Genomic DNA, 20,766 nt, shown 5'->3' on the forward strand with positions numbered 1-20,766 from the left:
CACGGGTTATACAAAGCCAGGGCGATCGGGGACAGCACTATAAAGACAAAACTGAGAGGCTCTCAATAGCAATCCTTGAGGAATTTGTGAACCTCTCTCTTTTTTCTATCTCGCGACGATAAGTAAATCCTGATTTTTATTCCTTCTTTTTATCCTGAGCGACTTGTCAGCCAGCGTAGCCGAAGCGAGCCTTCTTCTCTCTGGCATCTTTCCAGGAAGCATCGAGCGTGCAAAGCATTTGTAGTGCTCTTCTCAGCTCGCAAATCGTAGTAAAACATACTTTTTGCCAGCTCCGCAGATATGCTCCCTGACAGTTGACAGTTGACAGTTGACAGTTGACTGTTTACCGACTGAATGCCCAATGCCCAATGCCCAATGCCCAATGCCCAATAATTAATGACAAAAAAGAGATGCTCCCTATTTTCTCTTCCTTCTAAACATTTAACCACTGAATGAGTATCTTGGGCGCTGGCAACAAAATAATTAACAAAAGCCCGATCGCTAGCAACCCCAAAAAATCTCGCCTATCGTCCAATTCGCTGACATCATTCAACGCAGGTTCGTCGTTGAGAGGCGTCAAAAACAAAATAATTGCCCACAACAGCAAACCTTGTTCCAAAAAAGAAAGCAGTAGCATACAAATTCTGGCAAATTGCCCGATCGCCATACTAGCCCGCTGGCCAAACATTGCGTGTACAATATGCCCGCCGTCGAGTTGTCCCACAGGCATCAAATTAAACGCTGTCACGATCAAACCCAAATAACCCGCCACCGCTACCGGATGCAAATGAATCGCAGTTTCCGCATTGAAAGCGCCGCCCAAGGTTAACTTGCTCAACAAAGTCATCAGCAGCGAAAATTTCGGACTAAAAGAGTCAAAATTTAACATTCCCGACTTGTCAGACAGCGGTACAATTGTCGAATGCTCCAAACCCCAAATCAACAACGGCACTGTCGCGACTAAACCCGCCAGCGGGCCGGCAATACTGACATCAAATAAAGCTCGGCGGTTGGGAATTGGACTCCGCATTTGAATGAATGCGCCAAAAGTTCCCAAGAAAAAAGGAACCGGAATAAAATAAGGCAAAGTCGTGCGAATTTTGTAGAATCTGGCAGCTAAATAGTGACCGGATTCGTGAATTCCCAAAATTGTAATGAGAGCCAAGGAATAAGGCAAACCCTGAAGCAACACATACGGGTTGGACTGCAAGATTTTTTCAGTAACTCCAGCAATTTGCGAGCCGACAACTGTAGTCGTAAACACCGTAATCAGCACCAAAGCTAAGGCAAAAAACGGCCTGGTTACAGATTCAGTTTTGACCGAATTTTCTCCGGATTGGTGGCTGGGATTGGGAACTATGGCAAAAAAAGGTTGACCGCTCAAGCTATTTTGAAATATGACTAAAAAGCGATCGCCAAAATGCTTCTCGACATTCTCCCGAATCGCCTGATAAGCCGCCTCCGGGTTCGTCCGCAACTGTCCCCGACAAATGACAGCCTGCGGGCGAAATTCTAAATCTCGCAAAAAGTAAATTGACCAAGGAAAACAATCGCGCAAGCTCGCTTCTTCCTCGGAATCGATCGGGCGCAGGGGCGGTTTGGGCTCTGTCGGTTCACCATCAGAACCTGCTACCTGCTCAGTCGTGGAGGCGATAATTTGCTTGCGCCCCAACTGTACCAAAAACCAGTACAAAAAAGGGCAAACCAGAAAAGGTATAATTACCAACTCGGGCGGTACTTTTTTGCTCGCGCCGTTAACTAAAAGCCAACCAGTCCAAATCAGCGCCGGCGCCATCATTACCAGCCACAGCAGCCATACCGGAGTTCGCGTGATGCGGCTGGTGCTGCTCTGCAACAAGTAGTAAGATATCAACCCCAGTACAAGCAACCATAGTAAAAAGAACATAATATTTATTCCATGCCTCTCAATAGCTAGTAAAAGTATAGTCATTTATGACATGACATGGGAGGCATCAAGTCCCTCCCCCTTCACTTTACTTTGAGCGGATTGACCCGCCTTGGCTGAACTACGCCCACGACCTATCCCATCACTAAACGCATTTGGGATTGCTTTTCTCAAAATGTTGTAAGAAGCGTTAACATCGGAGTTAATTAATTGACCTACCGATGTCTTGTACAAGCCTCTTTTGATCCGTTTACCACTAAATAAAATATCCTTATCTATCTTTCCATAGACAGGGATTGGATCTAAGCCGAGAAAATTAGACCGAGACGTATAAGATTCTTCTTGTACGACGACCTTAATCCCCACCAATCGAGCTTTGTATTCCAACATCTCAATTAGTCGAGCATGAGGAATACTGACAAAGTTCTGATTAGTTTGCTTTCCCAAATCAATCTCAGTTTTCCATTGTGCATTTTTGCCAATTACTAACGCCCCAATTTGTTTTGCTATTAAAACGTCAACAATCAGGCGACTGGTATGATGCAAGTAATTATCAATTTTTTGGTGGCGACAGCGAGTCAATCGTTGGATGCGAGGCGAACTCTTGCGACTCCCTTTTAATTGAGTTTGTAGCCGTGCTTTACGTTTGTTGTAGAACTGATTGATTGATTTTAATGGTCGCCCGTTAATCAGGAGAGGTGTAAAACCCGGCTGATTTGAAGTTAACGCCACTAAGTTATCCAGTCCTAAATCAATACTAGCTACAAATTTATCATCGTCCAGGGTGGACTCCGACTTGTCATAAATTACCTCGATCGCATATGAATCATATTTGGGAACCAACCTAACTTGGCAGATACGAGCGGGATTTACTTTGGTTTTGATTAAAATTTCCGTACCCGAAAGCTTGATGATTCCTTTCTTCAACTGCGTGCTGCTAATTGCTTGTATCGTGTACACGAGAATGTTTCGCCCTTTGACCTTATCTTTGTACTTCGGCAGTTTTGGGCTACCAGTAAATTTAGATGGATCAGTTTTGTAAGCTTTAACCGCTTCAAAAAATGATTTCCAATTCTTGTCCAATATCATCAAGATTTGCTGACTGACTTTAGCTGGCAAAGCCTTGTATGCTTGATGAGACTTCATCAAACGATTCATTTCGTTATAATTGATGTAACTCCATCCATAAACAAAACTCTGACGAATGACGTAGTTAGCAGCATTGTAGAGATTTTTGGATTTAAAAGCTAATTCATCAATCTGGGCGAAACGGTGTTCTGTAGATTTAATGATATGCCTCTCTGCTAGTTGCATTCAGGGCCTCCATCTTTTAACGAGAGCAACATTTCCTTGTTTGACTTTCTTGACTATATGATACTACTATAGCCTTTCTCAGAAAGATGAGGTACGATTGGGCATAGGTCTCCGTGGGCATACCTCACCACGCTTGAGAACCGCTATATTGTTTATTGATGCTTACAAACTTAATGAAGTTTTATAATACTTCCTTGAAACAACAGAGTTCAGTTTCCAAACAGCCCAGGCTCGTGCTGCCAAATATTTTTGCTTTCCCACCTAACCGGGATACCCTGGGTGCGACAGCTTATTTCATTGTAGAAAACGAATCGAACATCCTGGTAGATTGTCCCGCTTGGGATGAGATTAACCTAGCCTTTTTGCGGGAAAACGGCGGCGTGCGGCTGCTGTTTCTCACCCACCGTGGCGCTATCGCCAAGGCGCGGGAGATTCAGGAAGCCACGGGCTGCGATATCCTGATTCAAGAGCAGGAAGCTTATTTGCTCCCCGGATTGCAACTGACGGTTTTTGAGCGAGAATTTACTGTGAGCGATCGCATAAAAGCATTTTGGACTCCCGGCCACTCTCCTGGTTCATCTTGCCTTTATGATACTGGCAGCGGTGGAGTGTTGTTTACCGGCAGACACTTGCTCCCCAATCGAGAAGGCGCCCCGGTACCGCAGAGAACGCCCAAAACTTTTCACTGGCCGAGGCAAATTAACAGCGTGCAGTCAATTATCGATCGATTTTCGCCTTCGACTCTTCAATATATCTGTCCCGCTGCGAATACTGGTTTTTTGCGGGGAAAAGGATCGATCGATCGAGCTTTTGAGCAATTAACTAATCTAGATTTAGTTGTTTGTTTGCAGAATCAAGAAAACCGGGCGGTTGAAACCGCATCTATACAAGCAAAACCCGCCTCCGCGGGTTGAAGGAGACGGCGGTTTCAACCGCCGTCTTATCAATCGCGTATTGGATTAAAATTACCTTATTTTCTTCAGTCCACGGAGGTGGACATTGTTTGTGTAGGCGCGGTTTCAACCGCCGTTTTATCTTAATTCCGCCGATTCTTACAGCCGATTCTTATGGAAAAAACCGAAAAACAAAAAATGCTCGCCGGCGAATTGTATTTAGCTAGCGACGAACAATTAATTGCCGATCGCCAGCGAGCCCGCCGCCTCACCAGAATCTACAATTCTACCCACGAAGACGAACCAGAGAAACGGTTAGAAATACTTGCCGAATTGTTCGGTGCAATCGGCCCCAAAATAGAAATAGAGCCGCCTTTTTACTGCGACTTCGGCAGCAATATTTATGCGGGAAACGGATTGTACATGAATTTTGGCTGCGTGATTCTCGACTGCAATCGAGTTAACATCGGCGAAAATTTGCTGTGCGGCCCCAACGTGCAAATTTACACTGCTTTTCATCCCACCGATCCGGAAATCCGACTTTCTGGCCGAGATCTCGCCGCTGAAATTAATATTGGTAATAATGTTTGGATTGGTGGAGGCAGTATTATTTGTCCGGGAGTCACTATTGGAGACAATAGCACGATCGGTGCAGGCAGTGTTGTTGTCAAAGATATCCCCGCCAACGTCGTGGCTGCGGGGAATCCTTGCCGAATCATCCGGCAGTTGCCTTGATGTGGTACGATCGACTCACTGGCGCGATCGGCTTTTTGGAGCTTTACACAAAAATTTTAGAGACTAGAACCGCCAGTTTGAGATTTTTTAGGTAAAATCCCCGAAAAAATCTGCGGCAAAAATCTCAAATCTCAAATCTCAAATCGCTTAATTTCTCCCTCCCGGTTTCTCCACTACCAACCTTTTCTTATGACGACTGCAACAGTTTATCCCAACGCACCCGAACTCGGCACCGACGACTACATAGTAGTGGGTTTAGCCACCTGCTTCATCAAAGAAGAAGGCGAAGTTCATCAAGTAAAAGTAATCGAACCTATCCCTTCAGCAGCTTTGCAAGCAATTGTCAAGGGAATTCCCACATCTTATGAAATGGCTTGGGGGACGACTTTAGGATCGGTGTTAGACGGTGAATCACCCCAAAGGCTGCCGGAATTCCCCGCCGAAGCTCAGTTTAGCGAAGAATTTGGCTTTCGGGCGATCGCCGCAGCCCGCACTTACAAAATCCGCCCCGAGGCTCAAGTTCACATTCCCTTAGGAACAGTTCGTAACGACTTTACGTATTCCTTAGAACGCAAAAGAGTGCTGAACACCGAGCGCGTCATTCGCACTGAAGACAATGTGAAACAGCACGAGCACACTCACAAGGTTCTTTAAATGAATCGCCCAACAGCAGCTATTTAGCACCGCAAAAAGTTTTGAGATTTGAATTAAAGATTTAATAACAAATTTTTGGTTCATCAATAACTCAAAACTTTTAATATTTTATGATTGGGGCAACGCCATACATCTCAATGTAGGGGGCGCAGTCTGTACCTTACCTAATTGCACAAAAGCAATACATTTCAACATTACCTAACCAGTAAATCCACCTAATTAAATATAAAATATCAGTGGCTAACAAAGCTGGCTGTGTATTCCCTCTCTCTTCTTTTGACCCGCTCGCGAATCCGAAAGGCTTCTGCCTTCTCGCCTCTCTCTTCTTCCTTCTGACTGATGAAAACTGTCAACTGTCAACTGTCAACTGTCAACTGTCAACTCTTCCTTTCAACATCGGGTGCTTGTGGGCAACCTTGCCCAATTGACATAAATTATTAATAGCAGTTAACAAAACTATGAAAATTTTGAATAATTAAATTGTTGAAGAAATATTGTAGCTTCTCAAAAATATGGTAAAATCTGATTCCAGTCAGACAGGGTGAGCGGGCCGGCGGGAAAAAATTCAAAAATCCCCGCAATTATTGCTAGTAGTTTCAGACTGCTGACAGGCGGGCAAGTTCATCGCTGGTGAGCTGAGAATTTCAATCTCACAAATTGGTCAAACCATGGGAAGCTTTGCGAAAGTGAAGTGGTGGAAATTAACTCAACTATTGCCAGCGAGATTTAAGGGCGAATACGATCTGCGCTACAAAATCGCGTTGTTAATTTTGGGCGTAACAATTATGGCAGCTAGCATCGCTGGTTGTATCAGCTATCAAAGGGTTCGCCGCTTGATTGTCAACAATTTAGAGCGAAATGCTTTGTTAGAAGTTAAGGAGCGCGGTAACAAGATCGATCGCTGGATCGGCACGAGAAAGACTGAGATCGAAACCCTTGCTAACACTCCTTCGGTGCGATCGATGAATTGGTCTGTGGCAGGGCCTTATTTAAAATCCGAAGTAAATCGTCTGCAAGACTTCAAGCATTTCGCATTAATTGAACCCGATGGTTCTTATTTTACCACAAAAGTTGGCAGAGCTTTGATTAACGTTAGCGATCGCCAACACTTCAAAAAGGCAATGGCTGGGCAACTATATGTTTCAGATCCTACCATTTCTCGCACGCTCAAAAAACAAAGTATTGTTCCCATTTCGGCTCCGGTGTGGTCAAATTCTCAGGAGAATCAACCAAAAAAGCCGATCGGAGTAATGAACGGTGTCATTACTATCGACAGAATTGCGGAAGTAGTAGGAAAGCTGGAATATGAGGCAGGAACTTACGCTTTTGTACTCAATTCTCAAGGAGTGCCGATTGTCCATCCCGACACTCGGTTAATGGGAAATATTGACAAAGCGGCTCCCAGTCTTTTAGAGTCCGCAGATCCTAATTTGGCGAATGTAGTGCGGGAGATGGTTTATCAAAAAACGGGCATTGTACTGACTCAAATCAACGACGCCAGAGTTTATGTTGCCTATCTTCCTTTAGAACAAGCTGAATGGTCGATCGCCCTGGTAATTCCCAGCGACAATCTCGAAAAAGAACTGTTCGCCTTAAATAGATTAGCAGCAGCAGCCACCGGACTGTTTGCCGGAGCTATTTTGGCAGTAATTGTGGCACTCAAGCTATTTTCCCAAAAGTGCATTCGCACTCGCGCAGAAGCCCTTCTCCACCGATTGACCGGCCGCATTCGCGCTTCCTTGGAGCTCGATCGCATCCTGCAAACTACTGTAGACGAACTCGGTACCTTGCTAAAGCTCGATCGGGCAATTTTTGGCTGGTACGACCCCCGGCAAGATACTGTGGAATTTTGCTGGGAATATTGCCGGGAAGGTTTACCGGGGCGCTTGGGAATCTTCGGCGCCCAAACAGGGCCCTGTGGAGATTTAGCTGCACGGCTGCATCGGTGCGAAACCATACTTCTCCAGAAAACCTCCGCCCCCGATGCCACAGCCTCTCAGGAAGCAGTGCATCTCAAACTCACAGACAGCCACTACGCAGCAGTACCCGTACTGACTCAGACTAATCGGCTGGGATATCTGTTCGCTTGTGCGAATCGGCGGTTTGCAACTCCCGACGAAGTGGAAGTTTTGGAAGCAATTGCAGACTCGCTGGCGATCGCAATTTCCCAATCCCAACTCCACGGGCAAATTCAAGAAGAACTCAAACTTTTAGAAGAAGTATTAGCGCAACTCAGAAGAACCGAAGAGCATTTAGTACAAAGCGAAAAAATGACAATAGTCGGTCAACTCGCCGCCGGAATTGCCCAGGAAATTAACAACCCAATTAACTTTATTTACGGGCGCCTGATTCACGTCAACGATTATCTCAATAATTTGCTGAATATACTTCGCCTCTATCGCGAACAATATCCCACACCTGTGTCGCGAATTGCCCAAGAAATAGAGAGCTTCGACCTAGATTTTATCAGCGAAGACTTGCCACAAATTCTCAACTCTCTGAAAATAGGAACCGATCGCATACGCCAGAGCATCCTGGCTTTGCGGAACATTTCACTTCCAGATGAAGCCAACAAAGAACGCGCCAACCTTCACGAAAGCATCGACAATATTCTACTGTTGCTCGCTCACCGACTGGAGAAAAAAATATTAGTAATCAAGGAGTACAGTAACCTGCCACCAATTTTGTGTTATCCCGGTCAACTGAGCCAAGTATTCGCTAATATCCTCAGCAAGGCGATTGATGCTGTTAACAAGATTGACAAATTCGATCAAACTATTACAATTAAAACAGATATTGTCGAGCATTCAACAGGCAGATTTATTGCAGTATCGATCGCCCACAACGGTTCTCGAATTCCGCCGGAAATTCAAGACAGAATCTTTGACCCGTTTTACCATAGCAAATCCTTGAAAAATTATACAGGATTGGGGCTATCAGTTTGCTATAAAATTATTGTAGATTTGCACGGCGGGCGCCTGACAGTTCAATCTCCCGTGCCATCTCAAATTGAATCTCAGACTCTATCTCAAACTGAGGGTGGTGCTGAGTTTGTAGTAGAATTGCCGATCGTTTGAACTGTCTTCGCTAATAGGATTTACAAACTAATAGCGACGCACCTAATCTTCCGTAGGGTGTGTCGCTTCCACCATCTTTAATAAAGACCGACAATCTAATAGCGACGCACCTAGAAGCTTCAATGAACCTATAAGCCAATACGGTTTACTTAACGCTTTTGATGAATTTCATCTGACGATTTTTGGATTATAAAGAGGTGAAGTAGATATTAAGAAGATTTTACCGCAGAGAACACAGAGAACACAGAGAGGGGAGGGATAAAAGGTTTTTTTACGACATCCAAAACCCTCGCAATACTCTTCCCTCTGCGCCCTCTGCGGTTAAAAACTCTTGTCTTGATGGAGTCGATTGTATTTCAATACCGTTTACTTAATGCTTTTGATGAATTTCATCTGACGATTTTCTGGCAATATAGCCATTTTGGGCAAGTCAGATTTTTCTTAAGTCAACTGTATTGACCTATAAGCAAGCCGAGTTTTTTTATTGTAGCATTTTTTTATAAATGATATTACCATAAAGAATTGTTTGAAACCCCTAGTCCCGATGGGGAGAAATTAAAATCAAACGACTTATTACTCCAATTCTCTTCCTTCCATCCAGGTAGATGTAGATGTCGCTGTCAACTGTCAACTGTCAACTGTCAACCGTCAACTGTCAACCCAACTCTTACCCATTGTGACAGGTTCCTGATAATTAGAAGTGTAACCTGGTAAAACTTTTATACTCGGTTGGGCGACTCGTAACGTTAAAGAAAGACGAACTTTGCCACTTCTATTATAAATCGAACGATGTACAAGTTGATCGGTAAATAAAATAAACTCACCCGGTTTTAAAACTACCGGAATCGCCTTCTCTTCAACTTCATTGGGAACTCGAAAAAAATGATTCCCACTAAAGAAATCGGTAATTTTGACTTGACATTTTTTGAGGTCACTTTTCGAGATATATTCAAACCCGTTTGTCTCCGTTACTTCTGTTAAACCAATATAAATATTAATTGTTTTTCCCTCCCCAGTCAGTAAATTAGGATAAATATCTCGATGCCAAAAAGGAATTAATTGACGTGAGGGATAATTTACCCATAATTCCGAACGCCACAATTTTAAATTGTCCCCTAAATAAGCTGTAAGTATTTTTAATACATTCTCATCTTGACACAGTTGCAACACCACGGCAGAATCTAAATGTCTTTCCATATAAAATTGGCCTTTGTAACATTGAATCAGCAGCAACATAACTGAACCAAATTGCAACCTCAAAAGAGATTTTAATGCCTGAGTCAATAAAACTTTAACTGGCGGTTTTGGTAAAACTTCCTTAAAGATACGATCGCAAATAGTCGCGAGTTCCTCCTGATTCAACTTGAGAGTGTAAGGCCCCCATATCCCATCAGTAGCATCATAATTATTTCTCTCTTTCTGGATAACTTGAGTGCAGCCAGTCCATAATAAACTTTTTTCCCACAACTCGTGGCATAAATCATTATTTTGTGCTAAGACAGGTAATGTTATTTCTTGTCCTGTTTGACCTAAAAATTTACCTGATATCGACTCGAATTCTGGAGAAGTAGCACATAAGAGACTGCTATAAGCTCCCTTTTCTGGATTAATTCCTAAACCGAGATATTTGCTCAAACGATGACCGATGGTAATATTAGATTGGACAAAACCTGGATGAACTGCGTTAACTGTGACATTCGTTAATTTTTGGGCAAGTTGTCTGGTTAAGAGCAACAGGCAAAGTTTAGACTGGTTATATGATTCAATAAAATTTAAGGGTGTTTTTTTGATAAATAAATCCCATTTAATTTGAGTGGGTTTTAATGCTAAATCTGAGGAGGCCACAATCACGCGACTTGAGGCGGAATCTGGTATCTTATCTAATAATAAATAAGTCAGAAGAAAATGACCTAAATAATTAGTCCCCCAAATCAACTCAAATCCTTCTTGAGTCATTCCTCTGGCATCGAATATTCCGGCATTATTGACGAGGATATGTAGGGGCAAATTTCGGTCTTGAAATAGCTTGACACAGTGACGCACTGACTCTAAGGATGCCAGATTTAAGGGTAAATATTCTATATTGGGATTTCCAGTGGTTTCACGGATGTAGGCGATCGCGTTTGTCGCTTTTTTCTGGGATCGGCAAGCAATAAAGACATGATGTCCTAATTTAGCTAAACCTAAAGATGTCATTAAACCAACACCGGAATTACCACCTGTAACGAGACAAACTTGCATAAATTAATTGATTTTTGATGTTGTTGGGAGTTATTATAGCCTTTGTCAGAAAGATTCGCGGACGTTGTTGGGCTTGGGCCCTTCTTAGTTTAGTGGTTTTATAAGCTGTCAGTCATACCTCATTTTTTTGAGAAAGGCTATAGCCTTTCTCAGAAATATAAAGTATAGCTGACTATAAATGGAGTTTTTGATTCGGCATTGCTTACTAGATAATAAATATAAGAGGGCTTAAGCCCAACAACATACCTCATTACCTTTACGATCACTTGTTAAATAGTTTGGTCTGTGGTGATTTTGCCAGAAATAATAATGCACAATCAATGGCGGTTCTCGATTAAGAGCGATCGACAAAAGAGCGAATTTTCCGCCACCAAACAGCCGGTGAATCCTCTGGGCGGTATTTGCGATCGAACATCGATAAAATTAGGGGCCAACCTCCCACCTTCGCACTCATCAACAAGTGCATTAGCAGACAAAACACCAATACCACCCAACCAGAGAGGTGCAAATAATACCAAACCTGTGTCAAATCCCCAGCCGGCAGCCATTCTTCCTTAACCATACTGCCAGATGCGATCGCAAAAGTGAGCGCTAACAACATCAAAGTATTCACAATCCGGTGCAAACTGTACCACCAAATCGGTGTTCCCACCTGCGCCAGTTTGGCAAAAGAATCGGGCTGCACTAACCGTCTTTGACCTGCATACAAACTGTACAATGCAAAAGCAGGCATAAGTCCTAACAGCAACAGCTTGCCAAAAGTGCCGTGAATCCCGATAATGTCTGCAATCCGAGGCACGGGGACTTTCCCAAAGCGCCCGTCATAGGTGTTGTACACTATAAATGCGCTCAAAATTGATAAAAGGGCGATCGCCGCGTTAGCCCCGTGCAGTAATCTCAGTAGCAATGGTTGGTAAGGTCGAGATCGTGGCATTCTGAATTTTGCGACTTGATAAATAGTCTGCCATATAATACAGCTAATCCCGGAATTTTTCAACAGTCAATTGTGAAACAAATGTGACTTAAAAATGAATGGATTATGAAATATTGCTGTTTTACTAAAGTTTAGTGTAGACTAAAACAGTCGGTGAGAATATTTACTTATAACATCTCAGAGTTAACAAAAATGGATGCAGGCACTACCGTCTTTCTTTCCTTGGGATTAGCAGCAGATGCTTTTGCTGTTGCTGTTTCAAGTGGTATAGCAATCAAACACATGAAAGTCAATAAAGCTTTGAAAATCGCCTTATTTTTCGGTTGTTTTCAAGCTGTGATGCCCGTAATCGGATGGTTAATTGGTCTGACTTTTAGTTTCTTGATATCTGCGATCGACCATTGGATAGCTTTCGGGCTTTTGAGTTTCATTGGCGGTAGGATGATTTACCAATCGCTGCAAACCGAAGAAGGCGAGAAAAAGTTTAATCCCTTAGATACGGGGACTTTGATAATGCTATCGGTAGCGACGAGTATCGATGCCCTCGCTGTTGGCATCGGATTTGCCGTCCTGAAAGATTCTATCGCTCCGGCGGTAGCTGCGATCGGATTTATTACTTTCTTTTTAGCTTTTGCAGGCGTGTTTATCGGTCACAAGTGCGGCAACTTGTTTGCTAATAAAATTGAGATGTTGGGCGGGGCAATTTTGATTTTTATTGGCAGCAGAATCTTGTTTTTACACTTAACAGAAGTTCCATTAGTCATTGGTCATTAGTTATGGGTTATTAGTTATTGGTTATTGGTTAGCAATTATTTGCTTGGTAGTCATTAGTCGTTTTTCCCACCATAAGATCAGCAGTCTCAGAAGGTTCTAATTTCAAATGGCCAATTCCCAATCAATAACTATAGCCTTTCTCAAAAAGACGAGGTATGACTGACAGCTTATATAACCACTAGATTAAGAGGGCTTAAGCCCAACAACGTACCTCACTTTTTTGAGAACCGCTATACGAATTACCAATGACAACTGTCAACTGCCAACTGCCAACTGCCAACTGACAACTGACCAAAAATGCTATAACAGCAATATTGCATTACAAGGATAAAAATTCCGTGCTAAAACTTTACGGCGGAGCCCGCAGCAGGGCCTCAATTGTCAAATGGTATCTCGAAGAAATAGCGGTTCCCTACGAATTTGTGCTGCTGGATATGCAAGCAGGGGCGCACTTGCAGCCAGAGTTTCTTGAAATTAACCCGATCGGCAAAGTGCCTGCTATTGTGGACGGAGATTTTAAACTTTGGGAATCCGGGGCAATTTTGCTGTATTTAGCTCAAAAATATGGTAAGATACCTGACACTGTGGAAAAACAAGCCGAAATTGTGCAGTGGGTTATCTTTGCTAACGCCACTCTCGGCCCGGGAATATTTGTCGAAGCCAGCCGCGATCGCGAAACCCCGAAATTGTTACAACCGTTAAATAGCATTTTCGAGAAACAGCAGTTTTTAATGGGCGATGAATTCGGTGTCGCTGACGCAGCAGTCGGCTCGATGTTGATCTACATTCCGATGATGCTACAGGTAGATCTCAGTCCTTACCCGTCTGTTTTAGATTACATGAAGCGGATCTCAGAAAGACCGGCATTTAAAATTGCGATGGGCGGGAGTTGAAGGAAAAGGGAAGAAGTCCGAGGGAAGTCGGAAGAAGGAAGAGGGCATTAGTGTCAACTTAACGTCTTATGTAGTGCCAGACTACTGTTTGACGCTATAGCCCAGATCCCCCCTAGCCCCCCTTGAAAAAGGGGGGGACAAGAGTATTTTCTTGCGTCCCCACAAAACTTAACAGCTAAAAGCAGGGACAATTGGTGAATTGCCCCTGTTTTTAATGAAATGAAACTTATCTGAACCCGACAGCCGCTTGCCAGACAAAAGCCAGCAGCAAGAAAAACACGGGAATCACTGGCAAAACATTAATCAAAGGATCAAAGATCGCATAAGCTTCGGGGAGTTTAGCCAACAGTAATGCAGCTTCCATGAATCAACCTACCTATCCAACAGAATTTTCATAATTGTCGCATATCTTCACCAAAGCCAATCACGATCGATCGACAGTTGGTGCCAGCCAGTGGGCAAACTCTTCAGTAAATCGATCGGCCAAAATCGCCTCCCGCATCCTCCCGGTAAAGCGAATCAACTCTGTCACGTTGTGCAGCGCCAGCAAAGTATAGCTGAGTGCTTCCTTCGCCCGCGCCAAATGCGCCAAATAAGCCCGACTGAATTTTTGGCAGGTATAGCAAGGACAAGACTCATCCAGCGGAGCAAAATCCTCCCGAAACCGAGCATTTTTTAAATTCCAACGTTCCCCGCGCACAAAAGCTGTGCCGTGACGGCCCAGCCGAGTCGGAATCACGCAATCAAACATATCTACGCCACTCGCCACAGCCAAGGCCATTTCGCGATAGGTGCCAATCCCCATTAAATAACGGGGTTTATTTGCCGGTAACAGGGGCGCAGTAACTCTCACAATATCTGCGATCAAATCCCCCGATTCGCCGACGCTAACTCCGCCGATCGCATAACCGGGCAAATCTAAGTCTATCAACTGGTTCGCCGCGCGCGATCGCAAATCGGGGAAAACGCCCCCCTGGACGATGCCGAACAAAGCTTGCTCCGGGCGCGAGTGAGCTTGCATACAGCGTTGCAGCCAGCGGTAAGTGCGGTCTGTAGCCGCCTCCACCTCATCCCGTGTAGCGGGGTAAGGCGGACACTCGTCGAAGGCCATAATCACGTCAGCGCCCAACTCGTTCTGAATCTCGATCGACTTTTCCGGCGTTAAATTAATGATGCGGCCGTCGCGGGGAGCTCGAAAAGTCACCCCATTCTCAGAAATAGTCCGCATTTGGCTCAAGCTAAACACCTGAAAGCCGCCCGAATCCGTCAGAATCGGGCCAGGCCAAGCCATAAATTTGTGCAATCCGCCGGCGCCTGCGACAATCGCTTCCCCGGGCTGCAAGTGCAAGTGATAAGTATTTGCCAAAACCATTTGAGAGCCCGCGTCCTCAAGATGTGCTGGTGTCAAGGTTTTGACATTAGCCAGCGTCCCCACCGGCATAAATTTAGGCGTTTCCACAATACCGTGGGGAGTCGAAAAAACCCCTGCACGTGCTTGGGTATGGCTGCAATTAGCCTGACATTTAAAAGAAAATTTTGCCTTGTCTTCAGTCATTAGTCACCGTCGATCGTTCACCGCTACTGGGCAGTCCGTGTTATCTAATCTATTGTTGTTGACATCGCGACAAAAAAAACCATGACCCCGCCCAAAAACGGAGACAAGTTTCCGACAATTGTCGTGGAGGGCAAAAAATTTTAGATTTTAGTTCTACCTCCGATATTCACGGCGCTGCGAGTAAATCTAAAATCTAAAATCTAAAATCGACTGACTGACGATTAAAACGGGGAATCATCCTCATCCAATTGCAGATCCCAGTTGCCTGAGAGTACCTGATCGACCACCGCATCTAAAGCCGCAGCATTTAAATTCCGGGCGACTTGCTCTTGCAAAGGATTGGAAAGGGGAATTAACCTCAACTGCCGTCCCTCTTGAATCAGGTCAAAATAAGCACCTTCTTCAGGAGAATGTTTCAGTTCCAGGTAATCAAAACTATATACGTTCAAATAAAGCGCGTGGTTGGCAATCAGAGTAGAGCGATCGGGATTCGCGAAGACTTCGAGCACATAACCTTCCCCTTCGTTGTAAATCTTGCCATCTTGTATGTGAACGTAACGGACACGTCCTAAATCAAACAGCAATCTTTTGATATCGCGTTTGTTGACGACAATGCCAGTATCGATGATGCAAGGAGCAACTACCCTGTTATTCAATTGGTCGTGACTCATGGAGCAAAAGCCTCTGTTGTAGTATGTTCCCGTCTAGGAAGTCATGGAGTTAGCTAGAATTCTGGGTACGGGAAACGCGGGTAGTGAGTTTAGCCATTTTAGATTGGGATCTTCGGGATCGCTGCCGGCAGAGGTTTTCCGGGGAAAAGAACTCGGGCAGGAGGAATACCCGATCCAAAGGACTTGGGTGTTACAGTTCCAATTCTGGCACAGGCTAATGAATTAGCAACCGCATACAAGATGAAAAATTTTCTATCTTATGATGGATGATAAATTGGTTCGCTCTACGATCGACTTTTTCCGGAATCAAGGTGCTGCCATCGCAGCCGCAGTCGCTTTTTATACTTGCTTGCCGGTACCGATGTCTTGGACTTTGGAGTTTCGGGGCATTGCTCGCTTGGCACCGGCGATCGGGCTTTTGATAGGTGGGATGCTGGGACTGGCGGATTTTGGCTTGCAGTTGTTGGGTATGCCTGCTCTGACTCGATCGGCCTTGGTGGTAGTTTTGGGTATTGCCATCACTGGCGGGCTGCACCTAGACGGGGCTATGGACGCGGCGGACGGACTGGCCGTCCCCGACCCGGTTCGCAGGCTGGAAGTGATGCGGGACAGTGTTACAGGGGCCTTTGGAGCGATGGCTGCGATCGCGATCGTCCTGCTCAAAACTGCCGCGCTCTCGGACTTGAGTAACTATCGGTGGTTGGCTTTGATGGGTGTGGCGGGTTGGGGGAGGTGGGGTCAACTGGTGGCGATCGCCCGCTATCCGTATCTCCGCCCGGAGGGTAAGGGAGCTTTTCATAAAGAATCGATTTATTCACCTTTTGATTTTATCCCAGGAGTGCTGTTGTTGCTAAGTTTGAGCGTGCTGCAAGTTGTCTTGGAGGGCGATCGCTGGCTGTTGGCGGTGGGGATGGCTTTGGGGGGAAGTGCGATCGGAATTTTTGCGGGTGCCTGGTTTAACCACCGTTTGGGCGGTCACACGGGCGATACTTACGGTGCTGTAGTCGAGTGGACTGAGGCTTTGTTGCTGTGTCTTTTGGCGGCATTGCAAGGGTAAAGATAATTCGGCGATTGAAATCGCTGCTAAACAAACGAAGTCTGCCTCCGCAGACTAAGAGGTGGAAATCCGCACTCAACAGCAAGGATTTTCATCCTGTTTGCTGGCAATGGCCACGCTAGATTAGATACAGCAAACCTCAATCTTCTAAAAAGCTATGGAATATTTAATTGGTGCGATCGTTCTGGGAATGCTGATTTGGGCTGGGATCGAGATTGTCCAAACAGTCCGCAACTGGGAACCGAATCAATCTGAGTTTAACAAGAAGATGCAAGCCGAAATGGGCCAGTACGAAGCTAATGGTTTTGTAGCTGACGGCGCGATCGATTCTGGGGCGAAAACAGTCGGACACGCACTCCACGCCAGCCACTGTGCCGCCGAAGCCGCGGGTTGCGAAGCTACTCCAAGTGCGATCGCCCATGCTGCTGAAAGCTTATCGCACCTGCTGCACCATTAATATCATTTCAAAAGTCACGACGACAATTAAATAAATAGGTTCGTAGTGAGGACTTCAGTCCTCTCTCCTTTGATGAGGACTGAAGTCCTCACTACCAACTTTATGAGGTTTGTAGTGAGGACTTCAGTCCTCTCTCCTTTGATGAGGACTGAAGTCCTCACTACAAACTTTATGAGGTTTGTAGTAAAGACTTCAGTCCTCTCTCCTTTGATGAGGACTGAAGTCCTCACTACAAACTTTATGAGGTTCGTAGTGAGGACTTCAGTCCTCTCTCCTTTGATTAGGACTGAAGTCCTCACTACAAACTTTATCGCAGTATTTATGCTGATTGACTAAAAGATTCCGGTTTTAAATGAATGGAAAATGCAGCAGCAAATTTTCCATTCATTCTCAATCTTTACGCTTTCGGCTCAACCCAAAACGTCATCCCCTCAACCCTCAAACCTTTGCCGCGAGTGCCGCAATATTGACCGTTAGAACCAACAGGAGTATCGCCCACATTTTGAATGTGAGCGGTGTAAAATACATCGTAATTATCAGCTTGCGCCCCAGTCAGCCGTGCGGCAAATCCTTCAATGCGCTTGGCTTTACCCCGGAAACCGGCTAATTCCCCTTCCTCAATCCAAGCAGTATCGCCAACTCCTTCAACGTGAGCCATGTACTGCAAATTTAAACCGGGAACCGGAGGCTCTATTTTAATTTGAAAACCTTCGATTCGGCGGCCTTGAGCTTTGGTACCGGCGTATTCTTTATCGTTAAAAGTGCGATCGCCAATTCCTTGAATGTGCGCCAACACTTTCAAACCCACAGGCCCCACAACTTGAGAACTCGCAGACGGCGCAATCCAAACCCTGATCCCTTCTATTCTCAAACCTTTGCCGCGAGTGCCGCAATATTCGCCGTTGGAGGACACGTTGGTGTCGCCGATATTCTGAATGTGAGCAGTATAAAATACGTCATACTTATCAGCTTGCGGCCCACTCAACCGCACGGCAAATCCTTCAATTCGTTTCGCTTTACCGCGAAAACCGGCTAATCCCCCTTCGCTAATCCAAGGGGTATCGCCAACACCTTCGACATGAGCCATATACTCGACTGTTAAGCCAGAAATTTGTGGCTCGATATTAATTTGAAATCCTTCAACGCGGAGGCCTTTACCCTTAGTGCCAGCGTATTCTTGAGCGCTAAAAGTGCGATCGCCAATTCCTTGAATGTGCGCCAAAACTTTCAATCCCAAACCGCCCTCTACAGGCACTTGTTGAATCTCGCGAGGTGCCCCAAACACAATGTTGCCGAAACCGGTTGCTTGGAGAGATTTAGGTACTTCCACACTAGGAACGATAATCACCTCGTGCATGGGCGCCGTCGCGGCGGGAGATTCCAAAATTTGGATTTGTGGTGCAACTGTAACTTGTTTCGGCGCGACATTTCCCGACGGGATGATAATAACTTCGGGCAGAGGTTCGGCGCTGATTTTTGGTTCGGTTGCTGCTTGAAATACGGGCTCGACTTTCGCAGGTGCTGCTTTTACCATCTGGGAAATGGTTAATTTGCCTCGGGAAATGGCGACGGCTATTTGTTTCCCAAAAGCGGCGCTGACTGTTTCTTCGAGAATCACCCACTGTTCGTCATCTAGTTTGTCTTGCTGTTCCACCAGGGCGAGGACTGCTGCAACTGGGTGTTTGCCGCTAACTAAGGATTCTGCGTCGGAATGCAGTTGAGTCGGGGTTGATTCGGAAATGGCGCGGTGAAGTTCCCGAGCTCTGCCATGAACTGATTGTAAGGGCGCGAAGTCGCTTTGTTCGCGGTGGGCGATCGCCAATACTCGATCGAGCACTTGCAAAGCTGCGTCGCGAATTCCTGCTTTACCTGCGGAAGCTGTGGCTGTCTCGACTAAGTTTTGAATGTCTTTGAGGGAAGCAATTTCCCCTGGGGCAAGGGCGGATTTATTGAGCTCGAGTGCTTTTGTTTGGACTTCTGCAAAGTTTCGGCTGTAGGCGCTAATTTCTTGAAGTAAGCTGTCCGAGGGAGGAAAGCCCGAGTCTTGCAGTTGTGTGGCTGCTCTTGACAGGCGATCGGCTAAATTAGCATAAGTTTCCGATAATCTGGCTATTTGTTGTAACAAATCTTTATGTGGTGCTTCCATAGGTCTTGCCGTAAATATTTAACTTGCTGATTATAGACGGTGAGAGCCTTCTGAAGGTAGAAGGCAGTAGTCATTAGTCATTAGTCATTAGTCATTAGTTATTAGTTCCAGGGAAGAAGAAGAAAAATGCTCCCCTCTCCCCCCTCCCCCCCTCTCCCCCAATCTCCCAATCTTCCAATCTCCCCCAACTGTCAACTGTCAACTGTCAACTGTCAACTGTTGAACCCCTCTCCCTCGTGATCCATGTCACACCCGTGCAAACACTTAGTCACACTTTGCGAGTCCGGCTGTCACGGCCGGCCCTTAAAAATGTCACACAAATTGAGCAATAGCCGTCACTGCGGAGTCAGTGAAAACCGTTGATACTGAGGCTATTCAACAAATAAAACTCCGAAGTGTTATGGTACTGATTCGCGATCTCGCCCAACAAGCTCTGAGCCTAGGTTATTTAAGTCTGGAAGCCGAAAATCAACTGCGGCGGATGTTAACCACCACAAAGTATGACCTGGAAGACTTAAATGCTTTTATGAATTTGCAACTAGCAGCCATGTCCGGCTTGGTAAAACAAGAGTCTCGCGAACTCAAACAATTTGAAATATTTGGGGAGACCGCCTCGGAAACTGCTTGTTGGTAATTATTTTGCTTTGGACACCTTGAATTTTAGTAAGGAACATTTCGATCGTGCTGATTCGTGAAGTTGTAAAACAAGCTATTGACGCTGGATATCTGAGTTTAGAAGCGGAAAATGAAATGCAGCATATTTTTTCCTCGTCAAAGTGTGATTTGGAAGATTTGAATGCTTTTATGAGCTTGCAGTTAGCTGCGATGGCGGGTCGCGTGCGGCAAGAGTCTTTGGAATTGATAAGTTTGCCCACTATTTATGGAAAAAATTAATCGTGTTTATTCGGTCTTTGGGCTGGACACACATTGATTAGTATGCCTGACAATTAACTAATATTATAAGTTTGTTTTTCCCTAATTATTATAACGCAATACCGTTAACTTAAGGCAGATTACCCCTACTCCCCCGAGCGAAGCAGTGCAGTTTAATTGTCGTAAAAATAAACTTTAAACTACCTAAAGCATCGCTCAAAGGTCGGATAGCATCTGGGATGCAACTGTTATATAAATAAAAGGTACGTAGTTGGGCTTTAGCCCTCTTTTTATATAAAAAGAGGGCTAAAGCCCAACTACGTACCTAATTATAACGATGATAACTTATCAGACATAATACCCATGAAACCTTTCACAAAATTAACTTATTTATGGCTAGATGATAATCTAATCGCAAATAACGGGACTTAAACAAATTTTAAGCCCAAACAAGGCCTAAGGAATGAAAATTTAATAACTTCATCATCTACTCATTTGTCGGAACAGCACGGTAATTCCATTTTGGCAAATATTCATCAAAAATAATTTTCATTGTATTCTTAAATCCATCTGCTACTTTTCTACC

Annotated in this window: 19 protein-coding genes; 10 read left to right on the plus strand and 9 right to left on the minus strand. The window is 44.9% G+C overall.

Features of this window, described 5'->3' with window-relative positions; all coding sequences use genetic code 11:
• Positions 1 to 149 precede the first annotated feature (149 nt).
• The 3 genes from QZW82_RS16350 to QZW82_RS16360 are packed head-to-tail and all read right to left on the minus strand — an operon-like array spanning position 150 to position 3,220.
• On the minus strand, positions 150 to 449 hold the full coding sequence (locus QZW82_RS16350; protein ID WP_293149922.1) for a hypothetical protein: 300 nt from the start codon (positions 447 to 449) through the stop codon (positions 150 to 152).
• On the minus strand, positions 434 to 1,906 hold the full coding sequence (locus tag QZW82_RS16355) for a site-2 protease family protein (RefSeq protein ID WP_293149924.1): 1,473 nt from the start codon (positions 1,904 to 1,906) through the stop codon (positions 434 to 436). Before QZW82_RS16355 ends, QZW82_RS16350 begins: the two co-directional genes overlap by 16 nt.
• A 45-nt stretch (positions 1,907 to 1,951) precedes the next feature.
• On the minus strand, positions 1,952 to 3,220 hold the full coding sequence (locus QZW82_RS16360) for a transposase (RefSeq protein WP_293149926.1): 1,269 nt from the start codon (positions 3,218 to 3,220) through the stop codon (positions 1,952 to 1,954).
• Positions 3,221 to 3,414: 194 nt separating this feature from the next.
• Here QZW82_RS16360 and QZW82_RS16365 point away from each other — a divergent pair, with 194 nt between their 5' ends.
• The 4 genes from QZW82_RS16365 to QZW82_RS16380 all read left to right on the plus strand — a co-directional run bounded on the left by QZW82_RS16365 (position 3,415) and on the right by QZW82_RS16380 (position 8,579).
• Positions 3,415 to 4,134, plus strand: a complete 720-nt coding sequence (locus tag QZW82_RS16365; RefSeq protein WP_293360351.1) for an MBL fold metallo-hydrolase — start codon at positions 3,415 to 3,417, stop codon at positions 4,132 to 4,134.
• A 153-nt stretch (positions 4,135 to 4,287) separates the two neighbouring features.
• Positions 4,288 to 4,848: a sugar O-acetyltransferase gene (locus QZW82_RS16370; protein ID WP_293149930.1), complete on the plus strand. Its 561-nt coding sequence runs from the start codon at positions 4,288 to 4,290 to the stop codon at positions 4,846 to 4,848.
• Positions 4,849 to 5,037: 189 nt separating this feature from the next.
• Positions 5,038 to 5,502 carry a hypothetical protein gene (locus QZW82_RS16375; RefSeq protein ID WP_293149932.1) on the plus strand — a complete coding sequence of 155 codons (465 nt, stop codon included), beginning with the start codon at positions 5,038 to 5,040 and terminating at the stop codon, positions 5,500 to 5,502.
• A gap of 668 nt (positions 5,503 to 6,170) precedes the next feature.
• Complete coding sequence (locus QZW82_RS16380; RefSeq protein WP_293149934.1) at positions 6,171 to 8,579, plus strand: cache domain-containing protein; 2,409 nt, start codon at positions 6,171 to 6,173, stop codon at positions 8,577 to 8,579.
• 648 nt (positions 8,580 to 9,227) lie between these two features.
• Here the strand turns inward: QZW82_RS16380 and QZW82_RS16385 are convergent.
• Positions 9,228 to 10,820 (minus strand): SDR family NAD(P)-dependent oxidoreductase, encoded by a 1,593-nt coding sequence (locus tag QZW82_RS16385; protein WP_293149936.1) that lies wholly within the window; start codon positions 10,818 to 10,820, stop codon positions 9,228 to 9,230.
• Positions 10,821 to 11,154: 334 nt separating this feature from the next.
• Positions 11,155 to 11,754 (minus strand): cytochrome b/b6 domain-containing protein, encoded by a 600-nt coding sequence (locus tag QZW82_RS16390; protein WP_293149938.1) that lies wholly within the window; start codon positions 11,752 to 11,754, stop codon positions 11,155 to 11,157.
• A gap of 192 nt (positions 11,755 to 11,946) precedes the next feature.
• On the opposite strand from QZW82_RS16390, the gene QZW82_RS16395 reads away from it, so the two are divergent.
• Both QZW82_RS16395 and QZW82_RS16400 read left to right on the plus strand, forming a co-directional pair.
• On the plus strand, positions 11,947 to 12,528 hold the full coding sequence (locus tag QZW82_RS16395) for a manganese efflux pump MntP family protein (protein WP_293149940.1): 582 nt from the start codon (positions 11,947 to 11,949) through the stop codon (positions 12,526 to 12,528).
• Positions 12,529 to 12,866: 338 nt separating this feature from the next.
• Entirely contained in the window at positions 12,867 to 13,421 is a 555-nt protein-coding gene (locus tag QZW82_RS16400; protein WP_293149942.1) for a glutathione S-transferase family protein, read from the plus strand.
• Between the two features lie 226 nt (positions 13,422 to 13,647).
• On the opposite strand, the gene QZW82_RS16405 is transcribed toward QZW82_RS16400, so the two are convergent.
• From QZW82_RS16405 to QZW82_RS16415, 3 genes are all read right to left on the minus strand, one after another.
• Entirely contained in the window at positions 13,648 to 13,785 is a 138-nt protein-coding gene (locus QZW82_RS16405; protein WP_293149949.1) for a photosystem II reaction center protein K, read from the minus strand.
• A gap of 60 nt (positions 13,786 to 13,845) precedes the next feature.
• Positions 13,846 to 14,976 carry a tRNA guanosine(34) transglycosylase Tgt gene (gene tgt / locus QZW82_RS16410; RefSeq protein ID WP_293149951.1) on the minus strand — a complete coding sequence of 377 codons (1,131 nt, stop codon included), beginning with the start codon at positions 14,974 to 14,976 and terminating at the stop codon, positions 13,846 to 13,848.
• Positions 14,977 to 15,197: 221 nt separating this feature from the next.
• Positions 15,198 to 15,647 (minus strand): hypothetical protein, encoded by a 450-nt coding sequence (locus QZW82_RS16415; protein ID WP_293149952.1) that lies wholly within the window; start codon positions 15,645 to 15,647, stop codon positions 15,198 to 15,200.
• 259 nt (positions 15,648 to 15,906) lie between these two features.
• Here QZW82_RS16415 and cobS point away from each other — a divergent pair, with 259 nt between their 5' ends.
• Both cobS and QZW82_RS16425 read left to right on the plus strand, forming a co-directional pair.
• Positions 15,907 to 16,704: an adenosylcobinamide-GDP ribazoletransferase gene (cobS, locus tag QZW82_RS16420; RefSeq protein WP_293149954.1), complete on the plus strand. Its 798-nt coding sequence runs from the start codon at positions 15,907 to 15,909 to the stop codon at positions 16,702 to 16,704.
• Between the two features lie 157 nt (positions 16,705 to 16,861).
• Positions 16,862 to 17,161: a hypothetical protein gene (locus QZW82_RS16425; protein WP_293149956.1), complete on the plus strand. Its 300-nt coding sequence runs from the start codon at positions 16,862 to 16,864 to the stop codon at positions 17,159 to 17,161.
• Between the two features lie 397 nt (positions 17,162 to 17,558).
• Here QZW82_RS16425 and QZW82_RS16430 read toward each other — a convergent pair whose 3' ends face one another.
• The gene (locus tag QZW82_RS16430) at positions 17,559 to 19,307 is read right to left on the minus strand and encodes a hypothetical protein (protein WP_293149958.1); all 1,749 of its coding nucleotides are present in this window, start codon (positions 19,305 to 19,307) and stop codon (positions 17,559 to 17,561) included.
• A gap of 400 nt (positions 19,308 to 19,707) precedes the next feature.
• Here QZW82_RS16430 and QZW82_RS16435 point away from each other — a divergent pair, with 400 nt between their 5' ends.
• Together QZW82_RS16435 and QZW82_RS16440 are read left to right on the plus strand one after the other, a co-directional pair.
• A complete protein-coding gene (locus tag QZW82_RS16435; RefSeq protein WP_293149962.1) occupies positions 19,708 to 19,941 on the plus strand; it encodes a hypothetical protein in 234 nt (77 codons plus the stop codon).
• A 44-nt stretch (positions 19,942 to 19,985) separates the two neighbouring features.
• Positions 19,986 to 20,201, plus strand: a complete 216-nt coding sequence (locus tag QZW82_RS16440; protein WP_293149964.1) for a hypothetical protein — start codon at positions 19,986 to 19,988, stop codon at positions 20,199 to 20,201.
• Positions 20,202 to 20,766: the final 565 nt, after the last annotated feature.

Source organism: Microcoleus sp. bin48.metabat.b7b8b9.023 (assembly GCF_013299185.1).
Lineage (GTDB): Bacteria > Cyanobacteriota > Cyanobacteriia > Cyanobacteriales > Microcoleaceae > Microcoleus.

Bases quoted from the DNA above. Each gene is read 5' to 3' on its own strand.
- QZW82_RS16355 (WP_293149924.1), bottom strand. From the start codon at position 1,906: ATGTTCTTTTTACTATGGTTGCTTGTACTGGGGTTGATATCTTACTAC.
- QZW82_RS16360 (WP_293149926.1), bottom strand. From the start codon at position 3,220: ATGCAACTAGCAGAGAGGCATATCATTAAATCTACAGAACACCGTTTC.
- QZW82_RS16370 (WP_293149930.1), top strand. From the start codon at position 4,288: ATGGAAAAAACCGAAAAACAAAAAATGCTCGCCGGCGAATTGTATTTA.
- QZW82_RS16375 (WP_293149932.1), top strand. From the start codon at position 5,038: ATGACGACTGCAACAGTTTATCCCAACGCACCCGAACTCGGCACCGAC.
- QZW82_RS16380 (WP_293149934.1), top strand. From the start codon at position 6,171: ATGGGAAGCTTTGCGAAAGTGAAGTGGTGGAAATTAACTCAACTATTG.
- QZW82_RS16385 (WP_293149936.1), bottom strand. From the start codon at position 10,820: ATGCAAGTTTGTCTCGTTACAGGTGGTAATTCCGGTGTTGGTTTAATG.
- QZW82_RS16390 (WP_293149938.1), bottom strand. From the start codon at position 11,754: ATGCCACGATCTCGACCTTACCAACCATTGCTACTGAGATTACTGCAC.
- QZW82_RS16395 (WP_293149940.1), top strand. From the start codon at position 11,947: ATGGATGCAGGCACTACCGTCTTTCTTTCCTTGGGATTAGCAGCAGAT.
- QZW82_RS16405 (WP_293149949.1), bottom strand. From the start codon at position 13,785: ATGGAAGCTGCATTACTGTTGGCTAAACTCCCCGAAGCTTATGCGATC.
- tgt (WP_293149951.1), bottom strand. From the start codon at position 14,976: ATGACTGAAGACAAGGCAAAATTTTCTTTTAAATGTCAGGCTAATTGC.
- QZW82_RS16415 (WP_293149952.1), bottom strand. From the start codon at position 15,647: ATGAGTCACGACCAATTGAATAACAGGGTAGTTGCTCCTTGCATCATC.
- cobS (WP_293149954.1), top strand. From the start codon at position 15,907: ATGATGGATGATAAATTGGTTCGCTCTACGATCGACTTTTTCCGGAAT.
- QZW82_RS16425 (WP_293149956.1), top strand. From the start codon at position 16,862: ATGGAATATTTAATTGGTGCGATCGTTCTGGGAATGCTGATTTGGGCT.
- QZW82_RS16430 (WP_293149958.1), bottom strand. From the start codon at position 19,307: ATGGAAGCACCACATAAAGATTTGTTACAACAAATAGCCAGATTATCG.
- QZW82_RS16435 (WP_293149962.1), top strand. From the start codon at position 19,708: ATGGTACTGATTCGCGATCTCGCCCAACAAGCTCTGAGCCTAGGTTAT.